The following is a 21,026-nucleotide window of genomic DNA, read 5'->3' as shown; positions in this document are numbered from 1 at the left end:
ACCATCGAGTGAACAAGTTATCTAAACTTTAATAATTCATCTTCGTTTGTTGCAATATTATCCGCTGAGATATTGAACTCTGACGGTAAAGATTGGTTACAAAGTATAATATTAAAGTTATTAATGTCATCTATATATGCAGAATGTACTTTATTTAATTTTGTATGATCAAAAACAATAATCTTTTTTCTGGTTTTAGCTATTGCCTTCTGTTTTATTTGAGCTTCATTTAATCTGAAACAAGTTAATCCATAATGCGGATCAACGCCGGAAGTCGCAATAAATGCCTTTGTAGTGCAGATATTATCTAAAAGGTTTTGATTTTGAAATGGTGTCAACATAGCATTATCTCTTGAATATGTGCCACCAATCAATAACAATTCACAATTTAATTTTTCTTGCAAAATAATAAAGGTATTAATTGAACAACATATTGCAGTAAAATTTATAGAATCTGGTATTTGAGAAGCAACAAATGAAATCGTTGTACCACAATCAAAAAAAATAACATCACCATTTTCCACCAAAGATGCAGCCATTTTACCTAAATACATTTTTTCTATAATATTTTTATCTTGCTGCTCAAGCAAGAAATAATTATTTGATTTTTCATTGGATTTTAAAAGATATCCACCTAATAAAACTATTTCAGTTACATTAGAACTTATATCTCGACGAATAGTCATCTCAGATACATTCAATATTTCTGCGGCATCGCTAAGATGAACTCTATCCACCTGCTTTAATAAATATTCTAACTTCTGAATCCTGCCATTCTTTTTATTAATCATATTAACCTTAAGAAAATTTTAAAATTTAACTGTAACAAACCATTTAAAACATCAGATAATTATCAGCACATCAAAACCATCTATTTAATTAAAAACTTAAATGAAACGTTCTATTACATATTAAGTGAAATTTTTTAAATCCAATTCATAATCCCGCAATAATTCCACTAATTTTAAATAACGATGATATTTTAACTGATATAGCACGCTATTACTTCGATTTGGATAAATTATTTTCTTTTTGCAATGCATCTTCTCTATTATAAAGTCTGTATTCTGATTATCACCCTGCATTGCCATCAATGCAGCACCTAAACACCCAGGTTCCTCAATATCTAAAATCTCTAAAGGAAGTTGAGTTATGTCTGCTAACATTTGTAGCCACACATCAGATTTTGTTATCCCTCCCATAACTTTTAATATTGAAACATCATTAAAAACCGTTCTAATCCTATTTAAATGATACATAAAGCTAAATATCACACCTTCATAAACAGCTTGAAGAATATGAAACCTTGAATGATAATATTGCAGACCATATAAGCCAGATTTCATTTCTTGAATAACATTAGAACCATAAAGAAACGGTATAAATAATATGGAACTCGAAGCAACTGGAATTTTAGATATCTCCTGATTTATTTGCTCGTAATCTAGGTTATTATATTGTTCAATAAAATATTCAAGATTAGCAGCTGATGTAGGACTATCATCATGAACAATAAAACCCTTACTATTCAAATAGTTACTATAAATTATTTTATTTTTATTATATCTAATTTTTTTTGTAATACCGCCAACAATAGTCCATGTACCAAAAATAACATTTAATTGAGATTCATTTTCTAGGTTAGCACAAAAGACTGAGGACGTTACATCAAAAAAACCACCAACAACCGGTATGCCCGCTCTTAGCCCCGATAACTTAGCCGCTTTTTCTGTTACATATCCTGCTATTTCATTAGATTTAATAATAGGTGGAAATTTTTCATACATTTCTTCAATATCAAATAGAGTAAATAAATTTTTATCGTAATTTCTATTATGTGAATTATAGACATTAGATTCAGATATATTACTCTCCTCGCAATACAGTCTACCTGTTAAACAAAACCTCAAGTAATCATGCGTCATTAAAACAACGTATATCTTTGCATATCTATTAGGATCATTTTCTTTAATCCAGCGTAAAATTGATACTGGATGACCAGACCATACAGGTTGACATGTTATAGCGTAGCTCTGTTCAACTATATTATTCTGTCTCCACCTCTCAACAATATAATCTGCCCTTTTATCTGATGATAGGATAGCATGACCTAGCGGCTTTAAATCGCAATCAAGTAAAAAAGCGCCTTTACCTTGCGAAGATATTCCGATTGCATGAATATTATTTGAATCTACGCCACTTGACTTAATAAGTCTTTTAATTAAATTAGATACTTTTTGCCAAAACCGTATCATATCTCTTTCGGCATACCCCAGATCAAGGCTAATTACTTCAATCTCTTCTTTTATACAGTTTAAAATATATCCTTCTTCATTCAATAAGATTCCTTTAATAAAAGTCCCACCACAATCAAGACCCAAATAATACTTCATACTATCCTCTTTATATAAAAGCAAATAATTATGACCTGAAAAATATTTGTTTAAACTTATTAATCGAAATCTCACCTCGTCTAACCTGATCTAAAAATACAGCTAAAATAATAACCAAGCCAATAATTAGTCTTTGTAGATAAGAAGTAACATTTAATAATGTTAGTCCATTTTGTAACACGCCCATAATTAGAGCACCTATTGATGTACTAATAACTGAACCAACACCACCAATTAAACTCGTTCCGCCAATAACAGTTGCAGCTATAGCTTCTAATTCATAGCCATTTCCCGCTATGGGCTGAGCCGCATTTAGTCTTCCAACTAAAATCACTGCACCCACTGCGGCTAAAGCTCCATTGATAATATAGGCTTTAATTTCTAATTTATTGACATCAATCCCAGATAATCTAACCGCCTCACGATTACCACCTAGAGCATAAATTTGTCTTCCAAAGATAGTCTGAGTTAAAACATACCAACTAATTATAACTATCAATACAGCAATAATAATTGGTATTGGAATATTTACATTATTAGTGATGTATAACTGCCCATTGCCAAAAAATCTTAGTGCCTCAGGAAAATTATAAATTGTTTTACCATCAGAAAATGTTAAGGCTAAGCCTCTTGCAATCCCCATCATACCCAGCGTTGTAATAAATGGAGTAACCTTACAGTAAACAATAATAAGTCCATTAACATATCCACAAAATGCGCCAACAATTATAGAACCCAAAATTGAAAATATAACAATTAGAAAAATCAATAATTCTGATGGATTATCTCCCAACCAATCCAAACCCGAATGGATAAAAATACCTAAAGAAACAGCGGATAATGCGACTATAGAACCTACGGATAAATCAATTCCGCCTGTTAATATCACATAAGTCATACCAACTGATATAATGCAAATCACTGAGACTTGTAATAATATATTAAGAATATTATTAGTTGATAAAAATACATCCGTAGTAATAGACATTCCTAAAACCATAAAAAATAATACGATACTAATTCCTAATTTTGACATCAATTTTTTAAAGTCAAACATAATCACCTCTTATTACCTAAACCCCTATCATTAAACGCATCAAATTTTCTTCTGAAATATCATCTTTATTATCAATCTCTTTTATTTTATGACCATTTCGCATCACAATAACTCTATCAGACATCGTCATCAATTCTGGCAAGTCTGAGGAAACCATAATAATACTTCCGCCATCATCAACAAATTGGCGCATTAAATCATATATCTCAGATTTAGCTCCAACATCAATCCCTCTTGTTGGTTCATCGAAAAATAAAATATTTACTCCACTTTCAAGCCATCTAGCAATGATTACCTTTTGTTGATTTCCACCGGAAAGTGTTTTGGTTTCTTGTTCAGTACTTCGAGAAACAATTCTAAGTTTAGAAATATTTTCTTTTGCTAAACTAGCTTCCATCTTTTTATCTAAGAAAAGTTTTTTCCAAAATCTACTAAGAATCGGTAATGTGATATTTTCACGAATACTTAATCCCAATATTAAACCTTGTGATTTACGATCCTCAGTGATAAAACCAATTTTTAGTTTGACTGCATCTTTAGGAGAATTAATTTCTACTTTTTCATTATCAATATATATTTCTCCCGTTGCTGGATCTGCGCCATAGATAGCACGTAACAATTCCGTTCTTCCAGAGCCGACTAATCCGGCAAACCCAAGTATCTCACCTTGATTTAGACTAAAACTAACATCATTAACGCCTTCAGTAACTATATGCTGAAATCTTGCTTTTTCTTTGTTAAAAACAATATTTCGATAATAGCGACTAAAATCCACATCTCGCCCTACCATTAATCTGACAATATCATCATGTGAGATATTTTTATAATCTATAGTTCCAGTTATTTCACCGTCTCTTAATACTGTTATTTTATCTGCAATATGTTGGAACTCCTCTAAACGATGAGAAATATAAATCATAGCCACTTTTTTCTTTTTAAGCCTTTGGATTATTTTGAAAAGAACTTCTGTATTTTTTCTTGATATAGAAGCTGTTGGTTCATCAAAAATGATAATTTTATATTCGCTAAATATTGCTTTTGCAATTTCCACCATTTGCTGTTGAGCAATGGAAAGTGTTGATATTAAAGAATCTGGCTGAATATCTAATTCCAGTTCATTTATAATTTCTTTCGTTTTTTTTCTCATAAACTCCCAGTTCATTCTACCTAAGCTGAGACTTTTTTCAGAGCCTAAAAATATATTTTCCAAGACACTTAATTGAGGAACAAGCATTAACTCTTGGTGGATAAAGCCAATTCCTAATGTTTGAGCATCTTTAACCGTTTTAGGTAAGTAATAACTACCCTGATAAAAAATTTCTCCACTATCTCTAGAATAGATGCCCGCAATAATCTTACATAGCGTTGATTTACCTGCACCATTCTCTCCGACTAAACAGTGCACCTCTCCAGCATTAATTTGTAAGTTAATATTCTTTAATATTTGATTTCCAAAGAAACTTTTTTCAACATTCCGCAGCTCAAGCATTATCTCATTATTGTTCATATCTTCTTTTCAGCCCTAGTAAACAATATTGAACCAAGGATACTCTATTCCTCCTACAAAAAGCGTGACCAATTTCACACTAAAGAACAAAATTAGTTATAAAAATAACATTTATTTTCTTTTAAATGGTTTATTTTTCAATATGTGATTTTAATCACAAAAAACAACACTGAACATGTTAGAATCAAAACACTGACAAATGAAGTAAGCTGTCAGAAATAGAAATATACAATATGACTTCTACAACGAGGAATCTAAAATGAAAACAAAGTTACTCATTAACTCAATCAAGGTTGGATTACTTACATTTGTTTTATCAACAACAATTAATGCAGCAGATAAGCCACAAATTGCATTGCTGATGAAAACATTAAGTAATGAATATTTTATTTCTATGCAAAAAGGTGCTGAAGAAGCTGCAAAAGAAATGAATATCAATCTAACAATTCAAGTCGCTGAAAAAGAAGATTCAACAGAACAACTAGTTGGTTTAGTTGAAAATATGATTGCTAAAAAAGTTGACGCAATTATTGTAACGCCGAATGACTCCATCGCATTTATACCTGCATTCCAAAAAGCCAAACAAGCCAATATTCCAATTATTGATCTGGATGTGCGACTTGATGCAAAAGCTGCTGAAAAAGCAGGTCTAAAATTCAACTATGTTGGTGTTGACAACTTTTTAGGAGGATATTTAGCTGCTAAAAATTTGTCAGAAGCAATCGGAGGTCAAGGTAGTGTTGCAATTTTAGAAGGAATTCCCGGCGTTGATAATGGGGAACAACGTAAAGCGGGTGCACTGAAAGCTTTTTCAGAATATCCTGATATTAAAATTGTTGCCTCTCAATCCGCAAATTGGGAAACAGAGCAAGCTCTCAATGTTACGAGTAATATTCTAACTGCAAACCCAAATATACAAGGAATTTTTGCTGCAAATGACAATATGGCTATCGGAGCTGTCACTGCTGTAGAAAACGCTAGATTAGCAGGCAAAGTCCTTGTTACCGGATATGATGGCATACCACTAGCAATTGAGTATGTTAAACAGGGTAAAATGCAAAATACTATTGATCAGCTTCCTAAAAAACAAGTTGCAGTTGCACTCGAATTTGCTTTAAAACAACTCAATAATCAAGAAATTCCTGAGACTTTCTATGTCGATCCTGTGGTTGTCGATAAAGAAGAATCGAAAAAATATTAAAATAAAATCGCTAAAAAACCGAAAGGCAAATACCTTTCGGTTTTCAATGAGAAAATCAAAGTGCGGTCTGGCTTGTGATTAGAACACGCCTTGTGCCAACATGGCGTCAGCCACGTTGACGAAGCCGGCAACGTTCGCACCGACCACATAGTTGATATTGGTTTCGCCTTCGCTTGTGCCGTATTTTTTACAGTTGGCGTGGATATCCAACATAATGCGTTTTAATTGCGCGTCCACTTCTTCACGCGTCCAGTATAAACGTTGTGAGCTTTGCGCCATTTCCAAACCGGAGGTCGCCACGCCACCGGCGTTGGCGGCTTTGCCCGGCCCGAACAATACATCGGCGGCTAAGAAACGGTCGGTCGCTTCAATCGTAGTCGGCATATTTGCGCCCTCTGCCACCAATTGTACGCCGTTGGCAATTAAGGTCTCTGCGTCGGCTAATTCCAATTCGTTTTGCGTGGCACAAGGCAAGGCGATATCCACTTTCACCCCCCAAGGGCGTTCGCCGGCATGGTATTCCAAGCCGAATTGTTCGGCGTAATCTTTCACGCGACCACGTTTCACTTCTTTGATTTCTTGTAATGCGGCGAGTTTTTCCGCAGTGAAACCGTCTTTGTCATATACATAACCGCTGCTGTCAGAACAGGTCACCACTTTCGCGCCTAATTCCAACGCTTTTTCAATCGCATATTGCGCCACGTTGCCCGAACCGGAAACCGACACGGTTTTACCGGCGAAGGATTGACCTTTTTCTTGCAACATCGCTTGTGCGAAGTAAACCAAGCCGTAACCGGTCGCTTCAGGGCGGATCAAGGAACCGCCGAAAGACAAACCGCGTCCGGTGAACACGCACGCCGCTTGGTTGGATAATTTTTTCATGTAGCCCGCCAAGTAACCGACTTCACGCCCGCCCACGCCGATATCCCCGGCCGGTACGTCGGTGTCCGGTCCGATATGACGATATAATTCTGCAACCAAGGCTTGGCAAAAACGCATGACTTCCGCGTCGGATTTGCCTTTCGGATCAAAGTCCGAGCCGCCTTTGCCGCCACCCATTGGCAGGGTGGTTAACGCATTTTTGAAGATTTGCTCGAAGCCTAAGAATTTTAAGATCGACAGGTTGACTGACGGGTGGAAACGCATGCCGCCTTTGTACGGCCCGATTGCGCTGTTGAATTGGACACGGAACGCACGGTTGACTTGCACTTGCCCTTTATCATCCGTCCACGCCACACGGAATTGAAATGCGCGTTCCGGCTCAACCAAACGCTCTAGTAAACCTTGCGAAGCATATTTCGGGTTGGCTTGGATAAACGGCCAAACCGAAGTGAACACTTCTTTTGCCGCTTGCAGAAATTCCGGTTGGTTGCCATCGCGTTTCGCCAGTTGCGCTAAGAAATCGTCGAGAGAGGTTAAATTGCTCATGGGTTTTCCTTCTTTGTTTTTAGATGTGTTGTGTGTTTTCTATCTGTTATGATTGTAATAAAAAATCCTCGTTGGCACAGGGAGCGCCGCTGAGGATTTTTATTCTAAACTAAATTTTTTCTAAAGAATAGCTAAATCTTCCCATATTTTATCTATTTTTTTCACGATATCTTGATTTTTTGTTATTGGAATACCCCATTCTCTATCGGTTTCACCGTTCCACTTATTGGTGGCGTCAATCCCCATTTTCGAACCCAGCCCTGCCACCGGCGAGGCAAAATCGAGATAATCAATCGGCGTGTGCTCAATAATGGTGCAATCGCGCGCCGGATCGCTGCGGGTGGTGATCGCCCAAATCACGTCTTTCCAATCGCGTGCATTGACATCGTCATCACACACAATCACAAATTTGGTATACATAAACTGGCGTAAAAACGACCAAATCCCCATCATCACCCGTTTGGCATGCCCCGGATATTGTTTTTTAATCGTCACCACCGCCAAACGGTAGGAACAGCCCTCCGGCGGCAGATAGAAATCGACGATTTCCGGAAATTGCTTTTGCAAAATCGGAATAAACACTTCATTCAACGCCTCGCCCAGCACCGCCGGTTCATCAGGCGGGCGTCCGGTGTAGGTGGAGTGGTAAATCGGGTTTTGCCGCATGGTGATATGGGTCACAGTGAACACCGGAAAATATTCCTGCTCGTTATAATAACCGGTGTGATCGCCGTAAGGACCTTCAAGTGCGGTTTCGTCGGGATCAATATAGCCCTCCAGCACTATTTCCGCTCCTGCCGGCACTTCCAGCTCATTGGAAACCGACTTCACCACTTCGCTTTTGTTGCCGCGTAATAATCCGGCGAAGGCATATTCGGACAGGCTGTCCGGAATCGGCGTGACCGCACTTAGGATAGTCGCCGGATCGGCGCCCAATGCCACCGAAACAGGAAACGGTTCGTTCGGGTGCGCGGCTTTCCATTCCTGAAAATCCAATGCGCCGCCACGGTGCGACAGCCAACGCATAATCAATTTATTTTTGCCGATTAATTGCTGACGATAAATCCCGAGATTTTGCCGTTTTTTATACGGCCCTTTGGTGATGGTCAGCCCCCACGTCAACAACGGCGCAACATCATCGGGCCAGCAGTGCATAATCGGCAGCTTAGTGAGATCGACCTCATCACCCCGCCATACAATCTGCTGGCAATCGGCTTTGCCCAACACTTTGGTCGGCATATTCAGCACTTGCTTAAATTGCGGCAACTTACCGATCAGGTCTTTAAACCCTTTCGGCGGTTCAGGTTCTTTTAAAAATGCCAACAACTTGCCGACATCACGCAGCGCAGTCACCTCTTCCTGCCCCATGCCCAACGCCACCCGCCGTGCCGTGCCGAACAAGTTACACAGCACCGGAATATCATAACCAACCGGATTTTCAAACAACAACGCCGGCCCGCCCAAACGCAAAGTGCGGTCGGCAATCTCGGTCATTTCCAAATGCGGATCAATCGGCTGTGAAATCCGCTTCAACTCGCCTTGTTGTTCCAAGAGGTCAATAAAATCGCGTAGGTTTTTGTATTTCATGGGTATTATCTTTATCAGCGAGGAATTTTTTATAATTCCGTTATTTTATTTTCATGCCCTAAGCACCGTTAAAAAATGGGTGGATAGAGCTGGCGGCAATGTACAATCGTACGAATATAAATTATGTTGTCATTAATGCTATAAACTCCCGATAGCCTCTAGGATAAATTTCTTTAGTACCCAAAACAATGCCAGCTATGCCCATTTCTGGAGAATACGCTAATAAATCAATAGACTTTTTAATATCATCAATTACATTTATCGCACTATAAACACCAACAAATTCGGTAATATTAAACGCAATAAGATCGATATTATCTAACGCCTGCTCAGTATAAATAATATTAAGCACTATGTTTCATTCCTTGCTGCGCTCTTGCAATTGCACTTATCGCACGCTCATAAAATTGCTCAGAGGTAAAAAGACGACCATTTTTGATATCTTCGTCCGATTTTTTAACCTGCTCTGCAACAAATTTTTTATACTCAACTGTTTTATCTTCCATTTTTCACCTTCCTTAAACGGTTATGTGCTTACTCTACCCCTTGCACAATTTTTCGTCAATTCAACTAATGCGCTTCGTCCCAATTATCACCGATACCGACTTCGGCGATCAGCGGGACGCTGAGTCGGGCGGCTTGTTCCATCAGGGTTTTAATCCGCTCGGCGTAGAAATCGACTTTATCCGACCGCACTTCGAACACCAGTTCATCGTGCACTTGCATAATCATTTTGATCTCGTCGCTGTGGCGGATTTCGTTGTCGATCAACAACATTGCGCGTTTGATAATATCCGCTGCCGTGCCTTGCATTGGCGCATTGATGGCTACCCGCTCCGCACCTTTGCGCCGCATGGCGTTGGCGGATTTGATTTCCGGCAGGTATAAACGGCGTTTAAACAGGGTTTCGACAAAGCCTTGCTCGCGCGCTTTTTGCTGAATGTCGCTCATAAAGGTCTGCACCCCCGGATAACGCTGGAAGTAGAGATCGATATATTGCTGTGCCTGTCCGCGCGCAATGCCCAATTGGCGCGCCAAGCCGAAGGCGCTCATGCCGTAGATCAAACCGAAGTTAATCGCTTTGGCGCTACGGCGTTGTTCGCTGGTGACTTGATCCAACGCCACGCCGAAAATCTCGGCGGCAGTGGCGCGGTGAATATCTTGTCCGTCGGCAAAGGCGTGATTCAAACCGACATCGTTCGACAAATGCGCCATAATCCGCAATTCGATTTGCGAATAGTCGGCGGCGATGATTTTATTGCCCTCGGCGGCGATAAAGGCTTTGCGAATGCGCCGCCCTTCTTCGGTGCGAATCGGGATATTTTGCAGATTCGGATCGCTCGACGACAAACGCCCGGTAATCGTCACCGCTTGGTGATAGGAGGTGTGCACCCGTCCGCTGTGTTTGTCCACCATCAACGGCAGTTTGTCGGTGTAGGTCGATTTCAGTTTGCTCAGCCCGCGATGTTCCACCAACAATTTCGGCAAGGCGTGTTCATACGCCAATTCTTCCAACACTTCTTCATTGGTCGAAGGCGCGCCTTTCGGGGTTTTCTTCAACACCGGCAAACCGAGCTTATCAAATAAAATCGCTTGCAACTGTTTGGTGGAAGCCAAGTTAAACGGCTCACCGGCAAGTTCGTGCGCCTGTTGTTCCAATTGCAATAAACGGTTGGCAATTTCGCCGGATTGTTGCAATAACAAATCAGAATCAAGCAACACCCCGTTGCGTTCAATCCGTGATAACACCGACAACAACGGCATTTCCAGTTGCTGAAACAGTTCGACTAAGGTCGGTTCGGCTTGCAGTTTCCGCCATAAGGTTTGGTGCAGTTTCATGGTGACATCGGCATCTTCCGCCGCATATTCCGCCGCTTGCTCGATTGGAATTTGATCAAACGTCAGTTGATTTTTGCCCTTGCCCGCCACGTCCTCAAAACTAATCGTGCCGTGCCCCAAATAGCGCTGCGCCAAGTCGTCCATATTGTGCCGTCCGGTGCTGTCGAGGGTGTAGGATTCGAGCATGGTGTCGTAGGCAATCCCCTGCAACTGAATGCCGTGACGGATAAAGATGGTTTCATCATATTTGATATTCTGTCCGACTTTTTGAATCTTCGGATTTTCCAATATCGGTTTTAAGGCGGCAAGTGCGGTCTGTAAATCCAGTTGCGGCGGCACGTCTAAATAACGGTGTTGCAACGGCAAATACGCCGCTTCGCCGTTGGTTAAAGCAAAGGAAATCCCGACCAGATTGGCTTGCATATAATTCAGGCTGTCGGTTTCGGTATCCAGCGCAATCAAATCCGCCGCCGCCAATTTGTCTAACCAGGCGGCGAAATCGGCTTGGTTCAGAATGGTTTGATATAAAGTGCGGTCAATCCGCACCGCTTTGATCGGGGCGGTAACCGCACTTTCGCTGGTCGTTGCCGTAGCTTGGTAACCGTTAAAACGCGTTGCCGATAATTCTGCCGCAGTGACCGAACTTGAACCGTTTTGCAAGATTTCATTCAACCAACGTTTAAATTCATAACGCCCGAACGCTTCGATCAGCTCGTCGGTTTGCGCCGCTTGCATGGTCAATTGGTCGTAAGACAGCTCCAGTTCAACGTCGGTTTTAATCGTGGCAAGCAGATAGGAAAGATCCGCCATCGCTTTGGCTTCGGCTAATTTATCGCCCAGCTTTTTCGCGCCGCGAATCGGCAGATCCGCCACCTGATCCAAGTTGGCATAAATCTGCCGCATACTGCCAATGCCTTGCAACAGCCCAAGTGCGGTTTTCTCGCCCACTCCAGCCACACCGGGGATATTGTCCGAACTGTCGCCGCGCAACGCCAGATAATCAATGATCAATTCCGGCGGAATGCCGTATTTTTCCACCACGCCCTCGCGATCCAACAAGGTGTTGTTCATGGTGTTGATCAACATGATGTTATCGTCCACCAACTGCGCCATATCTTTATCGCCGGTGCTGATCAGCACTTTCTGACCGCACTTTGACGCGCGAACGGCAAGTGTGCCGATCACATCGTCCGCTTCCACGCCGTCAATCACCAATAACGGAATGCCCAACGCCTTAATCATGTTGTGCAACGGCTGAATCTGCTTGCGCAAATCGTCCGGCATCGGCGGGCGGTGCGATTTATATTGCTCGAACAGTTCATCACGAAAGGTCTTGCCTTTGGCGTCAAACACCACCGCCAAATAGCGCGGATTGGCTTGCGCAATCAGGCTTTTCAGCATATTCAACACCCCATACATCGCCCCCGTCGGCTCGCCGAGCGAGTTGCTCAACGGGGGAAAGGCGTGAAAGGCACGGTAAAGATAAGAAGACCCGTCCACAAGAACAAGGGCGTTATCGGCAATTTTAGCTGTCATAAATGGTCACTTTTTTAATGGATGAAGTTGGAGGGTATTGTAGCAAAAGTGCGGTTTGAAGTGCGGATTAAATTATCACTCACTGCAATCAAACCGCTCCCCCCCGCAATACACCGTTGCGCGATTTTCACGCGCAAAGCCGACGAGGGAGAGGTTGTGTTGTGCGGCGAGGTTGACGGCGAAGTCGGTGCCGGCGGAAACGGCGATTAGGATTTCAATGCCGCAGGCGACGCTTTTTTGCACCATTTCGTAACTGGCGCGGCTGGTGACCAACACGAAGCCTTGCAGTTTCTCGCGATTCTGACCGCACTTTTGTTTTTGTCGTGCGTGCCAGCCGAGCAGTTTGTCAAGGGCGACATGGCGTCCGACATCTTCGCGGATTGCCAGCAGTTCGCCGTCTAAATTGAAGAACGCGGCGGCATGGGTGGCGCCGCTTTGCTGAGCCAGTTGTTGCGCTTGTTGCAGTTGTTGCAGGCAGCCGTTGAGTTTGCTCAAATCAAATTGTAACGTGTGCTCAAGTGCGGTTAGCGGGCGCGTGACCTGTTGCAACTGTTCCACGCCGCACAAACCGCAGCCGGTGCGCCCTGCCAGCGTACGCCGTTTTTGTTTTAACGCCATAAAACAGCGGCTTGCCATCTCGATTTGCACTTCAATGCCGTTGCGAACATTGACGACATCAAGGGAATAAATATCGCTTGCTTGGTCGATAATCCCTTCCGCGAGGGAAAAACCGAGCGCAAAATCCGCCAAATCCGCCGGACTGCACATCATGACGGTATGTGCTATGCCGTTATACACCAACGCAACCGGCACTTCCGTCGCCAACCAATCGCTTTTGCGCCCGAAGTGCGGTTGTCGCTCGTCCGATTCGCCATTCGGCATGAATACACTTACGCTTCTTGTTTTTAATGTTAACAAAGTCTTTTCCTTTAATCAAAAATAGGTAAATTTTTATAATTCTGACGCAGTTCACAAAAATAGCGGAATATCTTCTTGATCTAGATTATATAAAATACGTTTGCCTGTTGCGTCGGATTTTGAACAGGAGTAAGCTAGCGAATGAATGTAACGTATTTTACATTTTTGTTACAACCCTAAAACTAACTTTTTTATTTTACTCTAAATCTCACAATCTTGAGAGGTTCTTATGCAACTCAGCAGAAGAAAATTCTTCAAAGTTTGTGCAAGTGGCATGGCGGGAACCACCGCTGCCGCATTAGGTTTTGCACCGGCAAGCGCACTGGCTGCGCCGCGCTCGTACAAACTGTTGCGTGCACGTGAAACCCGTAATACTTGTACTTACTGTGCCGTCGGCTGCGGTATGCTACTCTATAGCGTAGGTGACGGAGCAATGAACGCCCGTGAAAAACTGATTCATATTGAAGGCGATGCCGATCATCCGGTCAGCCGCGGAGCCCTTTGTCCGAAAGGTGCGGGCGCATTGGATTATGTCAACAGCGAACGCCGCGTTCAATATCCTGAATACCGCGCCCCGGGGGCGAAAGAGTGGAAACGTATCAGTTGGCACGAAGCCTATGAGCGTATTGCCCGTTTGATGAAAGACGACCGCGACGCCAATTTCATTCCGACTAACGGCGACGGCTTGCCGGTCAATCGTTGGGTTTCCACCGGGATGTTGATGGCTTCCGCGTCCAGCAACGAAACCGGTTTGTTAAGCCAAAAATGGGCGCGTGCGCTCGGTATGGTGCCAATCAACAACCAAGCGAGTATCTGACACGGACCAACGGTAGCAAGTCTTGCTCCATCATTTGGTCGCGGTGCCATGACAAACCACTGGGTTGATATCGCCAATTCCGATTTAGTCATCGTAATGGGTGGTAATGCCGCCGAAGCACATCCCGTCGGCTTCCGTTGGGTTATCGAAGCGAAAAAACGCCGTGGTGCGAAGTTAATGGTGGTTGATCCACGCTTTAACCGTACTGCCTCGGTGGCGGATTTCTATTCGCCGATTCGTTCCGGTACCGATATCGCGTTCTTATCCGGTGTTATTCACTATCTGTTAAGCAACGATAAAATCCAACACGAATACGTTCAACAATATACCAACGCCAGTTATTTGGTGGCGGAGGGTTTTGGTTTTGAAGACGGCTTGTTCAGCGGTTACGATGAAGAAAAACGCCAATATGACAAGTCCACTTGGAATTACCAATTTGACGAAAACGGTTTCGCCAAACAAGATCTGACATTGCAAGATCCGCGTTGTGTGATCAATGTGCTGAAAGAGCACGTTTCCCGCTATACGCCGGAAATGGTCGAACGGATCTGTGGTTCGAAACAGAAGGATTTCTTACACTTCTGTGAAGAATTGGCGAAAACAGCCGCCAAAGATAAAAATGCCACCTTTATGTATGCGCTGGGTTGGACGCAACATACTGTCGGCTCGCAAAATATCCGTACCATGGCGATGATCCAGTTACTACTGGGTAATATCGGTGTGTCCGGCGGCGGTGTAAATGCGTTGCGCGGTCACTCCAACGTACAAGGGATTACCGATCTCGGCTTATTCCCGAATATGTTAACCGGTTATATACCGTTGCCGACGGACAAAGACACCAGTCTAGAGGTGTTCCTGAATCGGATTACCCCGAAACTGACCCAAAAAGATCAGGTCAACTATTGGAAAAATACGCCGAAATTCTTTATCAGCTTGCTGAAAACCTTCTATGGGGATAAAGCGACTGCGGATAACGAGTTCGGTTACCACTTCCTGCCGAAAATCGACGGCGCGTATGACCATTTCCGTTATATCGATATGATGTACGAGGGCAAAGTCAACGGTTATCTGTGCCAAGGCTTCAACCCGATTGCGTCGTATCCGAACCGCGCGAAAATGACGACGGCGTTAAGCAAATTAAAATACTTGGTGATCATGGATCCGCTGAAAACCGACACCTCGGATTTCTGGCAAAACTACGGCGAATACAATGATGTGGATACCGAATCCATTCAAACCGAAGTATTCCGCCTGCCGACCACCTGTTTCACCGAAGAAGACGGCTCGATTGCCAACTCCGGCCGCTGGTTGCAGTGGCACTGGAAAGGCAATGACCAACCGCAGGAAGCCAAACCGGATGTGGAAATTCTGTCCGAATTGCGCGAACACTTGCTGCACTTGTATGAAAAAGAGGGCGGTCAGGGAATCGAGCAGCTCAATGCAATGCAGTGGAATTACCGCAATCCGTTAGAGCCGCGTGCGGAAGAATTGGCGAAAGAGAATAACGGTTATGCATTAGCCGATTTGTTGGACGAAAACGGCAATGTAGTGGTGAAAAAAGGCGAACTGTTGTCGAGCTTTGCCCAGTTGCGTGATGACGGCACAACCTCTTCCGGTTGCTGGATTTACACCGGTCAATGGACGGAAAAAGGCAATATGATGGCGCGCCGTGATAATTCCGATCCGTCAGGCTTGGGCAACACCCTGAACTGGGCGTTCGCATGGCCGTTGAACCGTCGGATTATCTACAACCGTGCTTCCGCCGACCGCCAAGGCAATCCGTGGGATCCAACCCGCCAATTGGTAAAATGGAACGGTAAAAACTGGAACTATACCGATGTCGCCGACTACACCACTGCCCCTCCGGGCAGCGATGTATTGCCGTTTATCATGCAGCCGGAAGGCGTAAGCCGTTTGTTTGCGATTGATAAAATGGCGGAAGGTCCGTTCCCTGAGCATTATGAACCGATCGAAAGCCCGATTGGCACTAACCCGCTGCACCCGAACGTGATTCACAACCCGGCGGCGCGGATTTTGCCAAACGACCAGAAAACCATGGGTAATGCCAGTGAGTTCCCTTATGTGGCAACTACTTACCGCTTAACCGAGCATTTCCACTACTGGACCAAAAATGCGCTGTTAAACGTTATCGCACAACCTGAACAATTTATTGAAATCGGCGACGCACTTGCGGCGGAAAAAGGCATTAACCACGGCGATCAAGTGAAAGTGTTCTCGAAACGCGGCTATATCAAAGCCGTTGCCGTGGTCACCAAACGGATTAAAGCACTGGAAGTGGACGGCAAAACCATTCACACCATCGGCGTGCCGATTCACTGGGGCTTTGCCGGCGTGGGCAAAAAAGGCTTCTTTGCCAACAACCTGACCCCGAGTGTCGGTGACGCCAACACGCAAACACCGGAATTTAAAACATTCTTGGTCAACATTGAAAAAGTGACGGAGGCTTAATATGGCAGTTCAAACTCAAGATATTATTAATGCCTCTGCAACTTCAACGCTAACCCCGCCGCCACAAACGCGGGATCATAAAGTGGAAGTGGCAAAGCTGATCGATGTCAGCGCCTGTATCGGCTGTAAAGCCTGTCAGGTGGCGTGTTCCGAATGGAATGATCTGCGTGACACCCCGGGAGTTTGTACCGGGGTTTACGACAATCCGATTGATCTCACCGCCAAATCGTGGACGGTGATGAAATTCAACGAAGTGGAGGAAAACGATCGTCTGGAATGGTTGATCCGCAAAGACGGTTGTATGCACTGTTCGGAGCCGGGCTGTTTAAAAGCTTGCCCGGCACCGGGGGCGATTATCCAATACGCCAACGGTATCGTTGATTTCCAATCGGATAAATGTATCGGTTGCGGTTACTGTATTGCCGGCTGTCCGTTCAATATTCCGCGTATCAACAAGGAAGACAACCGTGCTTACAAATGTACGCTGTGTTCTGATCGGGTGAATGTGGGGCAAGAACCGGCGTGCGTCAAAACCTGTCCGACCGGGGCGATTCACTTTGGCAGCAAAGCGGCAATGCAGCAATATGCCGAAACCCGAGTGAAAGATCTGAAATCGCGCGGTTATGAAAACGCCGGTTTATACGATCCGCAAGGGGTCGGCGGTACGCACGTGATGTATGTGCTGCACCATGCCGACAAACCGGAGTTGTATTCAGGCTTGCCGAAAGATCCGTCCATCAGTCCGGTGGTCGGTTTATGGAAAGGCATTCTGAAACCATTGGCAGGGATGGCAATGGGCGCGTTGGCAATCGCCTCCGCCGCTCACTACATCGGTATCGGTCCGAACACCGAAGAAGACGATGATGACATCCAAAAACCGCTTGATCCACACGGAAAAGGAGAATAATGATGGTTGATTTAAACAGAAAAGTTATTCGCCATAACCTGAAAGAGCGGTTGAGCCACTGGTTGTTAGTGTTGTGTTTCTTTATGACCGCACTTTCCGGCTTATCGTTTTTCTTTGCCGACTTTGCTTGGATTGCGGAAGTGTTAGGCACCCCGCAACTGGCGCGGGTATTACACCCGTTCACCGGTTTAGTGATGGTTGCCGCTTTTGCCATTCTGGCTAAACACTATTGGCGCGATAACCTGATCGAAAAAGGCGATTGGCAATGGCTGTTCAATGTGGTTGAAGTGCTGAAAGGCAACGAGCACCACGTGGCGGATGTCGGTCACTATAATATGGGACAAAAATTACTGTTCTGGACGTTGATTATGGCATTAGTCATTTTATTGACGACCGGCATTATTATTTGGCGCCCGTATTTTGCCGAAAATTTCTCGATTCCGGTGATTCGTATCGCTTTATTGTTGCACGCCACCAGCGCAATCGCACTGATCCTCGGCATTATGGTGCATATCTATATGGCGATTTGGGTGCGCGGTTCCATCACCGGTATGGTGGAAGGCTGGGTTACCGCACGCTGGGCGAAAAAACACCACCCGCGTTGGTTCCGTGAATCCATTCTGCCGGAATTGCAAAAAGAAGAACGCCAAGAAAAACAAGAGCATAAAGAATGAGTATTCGCATCTTAGCGGAAAGCGAAATCAAACAGGCAGCGGCGGGGTTTTTTGCCCCACCGCTTCTTTTCGCCAATCCGAAAAACCTATACCAACGCCGTGCAGCGCGCTTGCGCAAGTTGAGTGAAAATCACCCGCTGCAGGATTATCTGCGCTTCTGCGCCAATATCGCCGCGGCACAACTGGATTTGCTGCAAAATGCGCCGCTTGCCATCGATTCCCGCCTAAGTGCGGTCAAAGACAATGCGGCATTGCTCAGTCAGCAGCCATTGCATTGGAAAAATTGGCAACGTGATCCGGTGTGGATCAGCTTGTTACAACAGCTGTTGCAACAACTTAAACCGAACGCCAACGACACGATTCTGGCAAGTATCGAGTGGTTGGAAAAAGCGTCTGACAGTGAATTGGAAAGCTTGGCGGATCAACTGCTGCGCGACAATTTTCTGCCGAATCAAAGCGACAAAGCGATTTTCTTATGGGCGGCACTATCGCTGTATTGGACGCAACTGGTGCAGCAAATTCCGCACCATGCCAAAACCGAACTCGGTGAAAACCGCCAATTCTGCCCGGTGTGCGGTTCCGCCCCGGTCGCAAGCATGATCCACATCGGCGAAGCACAAGGTACGCGCTATCTGCACTGTTCCTTATGCGAAAGCGAATGGCATATGGTGCGGGTGAAATGCAGCAACTGCGAACAAGGCGGCAAGCTCAACTATTGGGCGTTAGACAGCGAAAACGCGATCAAAAGCGAAAGTTGTGACGACTGCCACAGCTATCTGAAAGCGCTATATCAGGATAAAAACCCGGATGTCGAAGCGATTGCCGATGACCTTGCCAGTTTCTTCTTAGATGACGAGATGGAAAAAATGGGTTACGCCAAAAGTGCGGTCAATCCGTTTTTATTTCCGTCGGAATAGCCATTGATAGACAATCAAAGCAACAGGGTGGAATTAAATCCACCCTGTTTTTTACTAGCCGTTTGCAACCGCACTTTTCGCTTTCAAAAACCGCTGCGCACATTCCGACGCGGCAATCAGCCCGCCTGCCATCATGATAATATCTTTTAAAATCAGCCGCCCTGCGCCGGAGAGGTAAGGGAAGCCGTAATTCGGGGTAGGCAGATCACCACCGAGATTAGGAACGTAGGTTTCCGGCGTGGTGATCAAAAATGAGAGGGTGACGATTGACATGCCAAACGTGAGCAAGCCGCCCGCCATGCCGGTGGTCGGATTCCAAATTCCCGACAGCGTCAGCAAACCGATCGTGACAATCACCGCCCCCAAGCCGTAAGAGAACGGATAAGTACCGTTTTGCTTATGCCAATCAATATTTTTTTGTACCATCTTCCCTTCCGGGTTTTTGTACAAAGTATATTCTTTCACCAATACGCCGTTGTCGTTTTCCACCATTTTTTGGCTGTCTTTATAGAAGAAACTCATAAACGGACTGTTGGCAACAAAATGCACAATACCGTCCGCTTCATACTGAAACGCCTTCAACCCCCCGATCCAAAGCATGACAATACAAATCGCGATACGGATAAAATTAATGAAAATGCGCTGTTTAGTGGCAAGAAACGCTGCTGCCAGATGTATGACATTCGTACTCATATTAACCTCATTATTATAGTAAAATGGTGTGCTACCCTAAAATACACACGACATAAGTTGATATTTTCAGTTTAAAATATCAAATGCAATTTATTCTCATTTGCAATAAATTGGCATGGCAAATAAGAGCAAACTTTGGGCTATAAAGTCTCAAATCCCGCATAACGTGAACCCAACACCAACTTATGCAATAAAAAACGGCGTTCAAGCCGCCCTGAACGCCGTTATTCGAAAAATGTGAGGCTATTTTCCGCCTATTTCATCAGTCACCTGACCATAGATCATCATGGTAAATACCACTGTGCCGCCCAAAATATTGCCAAGTGCGGTCGGGGCGAGAAAGGTGACAAAATAGTCATATAAATCGGCTTCGCCCTGAATCACCAAATACGCCATTTCCGCCGAACCGACCACCACATGAGTGAAATCCCCCAAGGCGATCAAATAAATAAAGAAAAAAATCATCACGAACTTGCCGTTGCCGACCGTTGGCATCATCCACACCACCGAAGCAATTAAAATGCCCGCCGGAATACCACGCAAAATATTATCGCTTACCGACATTCCCGCCACATGACGGGCGATGTCTTTCATTGCGATCACAAACTCCGGATTAAACACATGATCATTTTGTAAAAATAAAGCCGCTAAAGTGGTTCCGATCAAGTTGGCGCCGAATACCGTGCCCCATAACTTCGCCACCGCCAACAATTTTCTTAAGCTCAGTGGGTTGAATAACGGTACCACCGTCGTAATGGTATTTTCGGTAAACAACTGCATACGCCCCAAAATCACCAGCAAAAATCCCACGGTATAGCCCATGTTCGTGACCAATGGCGCCCAAGGTTCATCCGGGGTATAGGCGGTAAATACCGCTTTAAAAATAAATGAAAACGTGATCACCAAGCCGGCGGTAATGCCGGAAAAAAGCAACGCTTTGCTTGGGCGTGACAACTCTTCAATCCCGTCTTGGCGGATAATTTCATACAACAAACGCGGGCTTAAACGCTCATGTTCCTCCACCGCCATGCGATCGCGATAGGATAATTTGCTGCCGTTTAATTCTGATTTCATTGTTCCTCC

General features: G+C 44.2%; 17 protein-coding genes. 5 read left to right on the top strand and 12 right to left on the bottom strand.

Annotation, left to right across the window (positions count from 1 at the left end; translation table 11 throughout):
• Positions 1 to 17: 17 nt before the first annotated feature.
• From deoR to ACWA5Z_RS06120, 4 genes are all read right to left on the bottom strand, one after another.
• Entirely contained in the window at positions 18 to 791 is a 774-nt protein-coding gene (gene deoR, locus ACWA5Z_RS06135; RefSeq protein ID WP_431050761.1) for a DNA-binding transcriptional repressor DeoR, read from the bottom strand.
• Between the two features lie 120 nt (positions 792 to 911).
• Positions 912 to 2,393 carry an FGGY-family carbohydrate kinase gene (locus ACWA5Z_RS06130; RefSeq protein ID WP_431050759.1) on the bottom strand — a complete coding sequence of 494 codons (1,482 nt, stop codon included), beginning with the start codon at positions 2,391 to 2,393 and terminating at the stop codon, positions 912 to 914.
• A 28-nt stretch (positions 2,394 to 2,421) separates the two neighbouring features.
• Entirely contained in the window at positions 2,422 to 3,450 is a 1,029-nt protein-coding gene (locus tag ACWA5Z_RS06125; protein WP_431050757.1) for an ABC transporter permease, read from the bottom strand.
• A 16-nt stretch (positions 3,451 to 3,466) separates the two neighbouring features.
• Positions 3,467 to 4,957 (bottom strand): sugar ABC transporter ATP-binding protein, encoded by a 1,491-nt coding sequence (locus ACWA5Z_RS06120; RefSeq protein ID WP_431050755.1) that lies wholly within the window; start codon positions 4,955 to 4,957, stop codon positions 3,467 to 3,469.
• Positions 4,958 to 5,216: 259 nt separating this feature from the next.
• On the opposite strand from ACWA5Z_RS06120, the gene ACWA5Z_RS06115 reads away from it, so the two are divergent.
• On the top strand, positions 5,217 to 6,158 hold the full coding sequence (locus tag ACWA5Z_RS06115; RefSeq protein ID WP_431050753.1) for a sugar ABC transporter substrate-binding protein: 942 nt from the start codon (positions 5,217 to 5,219) through the stop codon (positions 6,156 to 6,158).
• Positions 6,159 to 6,236: 78 nt separating this feature from the next.
• On the opposite strand, the gene gdhA is transcribed toward ACWA5Z_RS06115, so the two are convergent.
• The 6 genes from gdhA to fdhD form a co-directional block, all read right to left on the bottom strand.
• The gene (gene gdhA, locus ACWA5Z_RS06110) at positions 6,237 to 7,586 is read right to left on the bottom strand and encodes an NADP-specific glutamate dehydrogenase (RefSeq protein ID WP_449343193.1); all 1,350 of its coding nucleotides are present in this window, start codon (positions 7,584 to 7,586) and stop codon (positions 6,237 to 6,239) included.
• Between the two features lie 120 nt (positions 7,587 to 7,706).
• Positions 7,707 to 9,173 (bottom strand): 4-hydroxy-3-polyprenylbenzoate decarboxylase, encoded by a 1,467-nt coding sequence (ubiD, locus tag ACWA5Z_RS06105; protein WP_431050750.1) that lies wholly within the window; start codon positions 9,171 to 9,173, stop codon positions 7,707 to 7,709.
• A gap of 121 nt (positions 9,174 to 9,294) precedes the next feature.
• Positions 9,295 to 9,525 (bottom strand): type II toxin-antitoxin system RelE/ParE family toxin, encoded by a 231-nt coding sequence (locus tag ACWA5Z_RS06100; RefSeq protein ID WP_431050748.1) that lies wholly within the window; start codon positions 9,523 to 9,525, stop codon positions 9,295 to 9,297.
• Positions 9,518 to 9,679, bottom strand: coding sequence for a hypothetical protein (locus tag ACWA5Z_RS06095; protein ID WP_431050746.1), 162 nt, complete (start codon positions 9,677 to 9,679; stop codon positions 9,518 to 9,520). The genes ACWA5Z_RS06100 and ACWA5Z_RS06095 overlap by 8 nt, the downstream gene beginning before the upstream one ends.
• Before the next feature lie 64 nt (positions 9,680 to 9,743).
• Positions 9,744 to 12,548 carry a DNA polymerase I gene (gene polA, locus ACWA5Z_RS06090; RefSeq protein ID WP_431050744.1) on the bottom strand — a complete coding sequence of 935 codons (2,805 nt, stop codon included), beginning with the start codon at positions 12,546 to 12,548 and terminating at the stop codon, positions 9,744 to 9,746.
• A 75-nt stretch (positions 12,549 to 12,623) separates the two neighbouring features.
• Complete coding sequence (gene fdhD, locus ACWA5Z_RS06085; RefSeq protein ID WP_431054306.1) at positions 12,624 to 13,430, bottom strand: formate dehydrogenase accessory sulfurtransferase FdhD; 807 nt, start codon at positions 13,428 to 13,430, stop codon at positions 12,624 to 12,626.
• A 265-nt stretch (positions 13,431 to 13,695) separates the two neighbouring features.
• On the opposite strand from fdhD, the gene fdnG reads away from it, so the two are divergent.
• The 4 genes from fdnG to fdhE are packed head-to-tail and all read left to right on the top strand — an operon-like array spanning position 13,696 to position 19,250.
• The gene (gene fdnG, locus ACWA5Z_RS06080) at positions 13,696 to 16,752 is read left to right on the top strand and encodes a formate dehydrogenase-N subunit alpha (RefSeq protein WP_431050742.1); all 3,057 of its coding nucleotides are present in this window, start codon (positions 13,696 to 13,698) and stop codon (positions 16,750 to 16,752) included.
• A gap of 1 nt (position 16,753) precedes the next feature.
• Entirely contained in the window at positions 16,754 to 17,659 is a 906-nt protein-coding gene (fdxH, locus tag ACWA5Z_RS06075) for a formate dehydrogenase subunit beta (RefSeq protein WP_431050740.1), read from the top strand.
• A gap of 2 nt (positions 17,660 to 17,661) precedes the next feature.
• Positions 17,662 to 18,333 (top strand): formate dehydrogenase subunit gamma, encoded by a 672-nt coding sequence (locus ACWA5Z_RS06070; RefSeq protein ID WP_431054305.1) that lies wholly within the window; start codon positions 17,662 to 17,664, stop codon positions 18,331 to 18,333.
• Entirely contained in the window at positions 18,330 to 19,250 is a 921-nt protein-coding gene (gene fdhE / locus ACWA5Z_RS06065) for a formate dehydrogenase accessory protein FdhE (protein ID WP_431050738.1), read from the top strand. The genes ACWA5Z_RS06070 and fdhE overlap by 4 nt, the downstream gene beginning before the upstream one ends.
• A gap of 54 nt (positions 19,251 to 19,304) precedes the next feature.
• Here fdhE and ACWA5Z_RS06060 read toward each other — a convergent pair whose 3' ends face one another.
• Together ACWA5Z_RS06060 and ACWA5Z_RS06055 are read right to left on the bottom strand one after the other, a co-directional pair.
• On the bottom strand, positions 19,305 to 19,943 hold the full coding sequence (locus ACWA5Z_RS06060; protein WP_431050736.1) for a DUF417 family protein: 639 nt from the start codon (positions 19,941 to 19,943) through the stop codon (positions 19,305 to 19,307).
• A 243-nt stretch (positions 19,944 to 20,186) separates the two neighbouring features.
• Positions 20,187 to 21,017, bottom strand: a complete 831-nt coding sequence (locus tag ACWA5Z_RS06055) for a formate/nitrite transporter family protein (RefSeq protein ID WP_431050734.1) — start codon at positions 21,015 to 21,017, stop codon at positions 20,187 to 20,189.
• Positions 21,018 to 21,026 lie beyond the last annotated feature (9 nt).

This window comes from Testudinibacter sp. P80/BLE/0925, assembly GCF_053570785.1.
Note: the sequence above shows the minus strand (reverse complement) of the source record. Positions and strands in the feature narration are given on the sequence as shown.

Bases quoted from the DNA above. Each gene is read 5' to 3' on its own strand.
- gdhA (WP_449343193.1), bottom strand. From the start codon at position 7,586: ATGAGCAATTTAACCTCTCTCGACGATTTCTTAGCGCAACTGGCGAAA.
- ACWA5Z_RS06095 (WP_431050746.1), bottom strand. From the start codon at position 9,679: ATGGAAGATAAAACAGTTGAGTATAAAAAATTTGTTGCAGAGCAGGTT.
- ubiD (WP_431050750.1), bottom strand. From the start codon at position 9,173: ATGAAATACAAAAACCTACGCGATTTTATTGACCTCTTGGAACAACAA.
- ACWA5Z_RS06070 (WP_431054305.1), top strand. From the start codon at position 17,662: ATGGTTGATTTAAACAGAAAAGTTATTCGCCATAACCTGAAAGAGCGG.
- fdxH (WP_431050740.1), top strand. From the start codon at position 16,754: ATGGCAGTTCAAACTCAAGATATTATTAATGCCTCTGCAACTTCAACG.
- fdhD (WP_431054306.1), bottom strand. From the start codon at position 13,430: ATGCCGAATGGCGAATCGGACGAGCGACAACCGCACTTCGGGCGCAAA.
- ACWA5Z_RS06060 (WP_431050736.1), bottom strand. From the start codon at position 19,943: ATGAGTACGAATGTCATACATCTGGCAGCAGCGTTTCTTGCCACTAAA.
- ACWA5Z_RS06120 (WP_431050755.1), bottom strand. From the start codon at position 4,957: ATGAACAATAATGAGATAATGCTTGAGCTGCGGAATGTTGAAAAAAGT.
- ACWA5Z_RS06055 (WP_431050734.1), bottom strand. From the start codon at position 21,017: ATGAAATCAGAATTAAACGGCAGCAAATTATCCTATCGCGATCGCATG.
- ACWA5Z_RS06115 (WP_431050753.1), top strand. From the start codon at position 5,217: ATGAAAACAAAGTTACTCATTAACTCAATCAAGGTTGGATTACTTACA.
- fdhE (WP_431050738.1), top strand. From the start codon at position 18,330: ATGAGTATTCGCATCTTAGCGGAAAGCGAAATCAAACAGGCAGCGGCG.
- ACWA5Z_RS06125 (WP_431050757.1), bottom strand. From the start codon at position 3,450: ATGTTTGACTTTAAAAAATTGATGTCAAAATTAGGAATTAGTATCGTA.
- polA (WP_431050744.1), bottom strand. From the start codon at position 12,548: ATGACAGCTAAAATTGCCGATAACGCCCTTGTTCTTGTGGACGGGTCT.
- deoR (WP_431050761.1), bottom strand. From the start codon at position 791: ATGATTAATAAAAAGAATGGCAGGATTCAGAAGTTAGAATATTTATTA.
- ACWA5Z_RS06130 (WP_431050759.1), bottom strand. From the start codon at position 2,393: ATGAAGTATTATTTGGGTCTTGATTGTGGTGGGACTTTTATTAAAGGA.